Annotated in this window: 3 protein-coding genes; all 3 read right to left on the bottom strand. The window is 37.0% G+C overall.

All coding sequences use genetic code 11. The annotated features are described in order from the left end of the window. Positions 1-514: hypothetical protein (locus AAX15_RS06955; protein ID WP_046939725.1), on the bottom strand; the 514-nt coding region annotated here is incomplete at its 3' end. Positions 515-715: 201 nt separating this feature from the next. Next, positions 716-910, bottom strand: coding sequence for a hypothetical protein (locus AAX15_RS06960; RefSeq protein ID WP_046939726.1), 195 nt, complete (start codon positions 908-910; stop codon positions 716-718). Beyond that, a partial coding sequence (locus AAX15_RS09545; protein WP_046939728.1) for a hypothetical protein occupies positions 907-1,193 on the bottom strand: 287 nt, incomplete at its 5' end. The genes AAX15_RS09545 and AAX15_RS06960, both read right to left, overlap by 4 nt.

Consider the following 1,193-nt stretch of genomic DNA (forward strand, 5'->3'; position numbering starts at 1 on the left):
TCTCATCAAAGCCCACTGAAAGTGCGGTGAGATTCACGTTATTTTTTGTTTGAACAAGCGTGCTGCCATTGCCATCGTTAATAATATCTGCACCTTTAGCGTTCAGATTATTTGATGAGAGTTGTAACTGGCCATCTTCTCCTTTTACATGGAAAAGCGCTTTACGACCAAGCGTGGTTTCACTCCGTTGGAAATGAGATAAGTCCACCTTTGTTGTCATTGTGGTACTTTCGTGATTTAAATCACCGCCCACATCCACCAAAAGTGCTCGCTCGGCTTCCACTTTACCCCCGATATTATCGAAGTTATTCGTGGTGTTGATGCCTACTTTATCACCCGTAATGGTGCCTGCGTTTAATAAGCTTTCAGTATTTAATAACGTAAGTTTACGGCCTGCAATGGTGCCGCTATTGGTTAAACGGTTACTCCGCAAATCAATCACATCCGCTGAAATCAACGCACCTTCACCATTTAAGTCGCCTTTCTGCTCCATCGCATAGACACGAGGCGCCATTACTTTAACTTATTTTCCGCTTGGTAAGGTTACTACGCAAAGTTGGATGTGAAACTATAATATTTTCTTAACATGAGCATCTTTGAAAATACAAAAGTGCGCTCAGTTTTTAAGAGGTTTTAAAACTCTTTGAAAATTGACCGAACTTTTGCATTGCTATGTGAATCTCAAACAAAAAAACTGCTGAGAGTTCTATTCCTTTTAATCTCGTTTAAAAAAGAGAAAATATATTGGTAAAACAACCACCTGATATTTTAGAGACATAATTAAAGCCTCTTTTATCAGGATTGCATACTGTAAATTCTTCCATCCCGCATCTAATTCAGCGATCACCATAGCAAAGAAACATAGTAATGCAACAAATATAAAAAATTTTAATATTTTTAGGATCATCATTTGTTTTCCTTACCTCCCTGCTCAATTGATTTAGAATAACTTTCTTTAACTTTATCTCCAATCACTGAGCCCAACACCATATTAAAAAATATTTTAGGTGCACCATTTAAGTGTAAATGTTCAGATCCTAGACCAACTACACTAGACATTCCAGAAGCTAATGTTTCTGCTTTAATCTGATTCTCAGTTGCTCCAGGTTTATTAACCTCATATCCAAAATCAAAAGCAACACTATTAAGTGCTTGAGCACCCGGTTTTAATTTAGATAAAAGAGGAACTTTTA

This window comes from Haemophilus haemolyticus (assembly GCF_001008275.1).
Classification (GTDB): domain Bacteria; phylum Pseudomonadota; class Gammaproteobacteria; order Enterobacterales; family Pasteurellaceae; genus Haemophilus; species Haemophilus haemolyticus_P.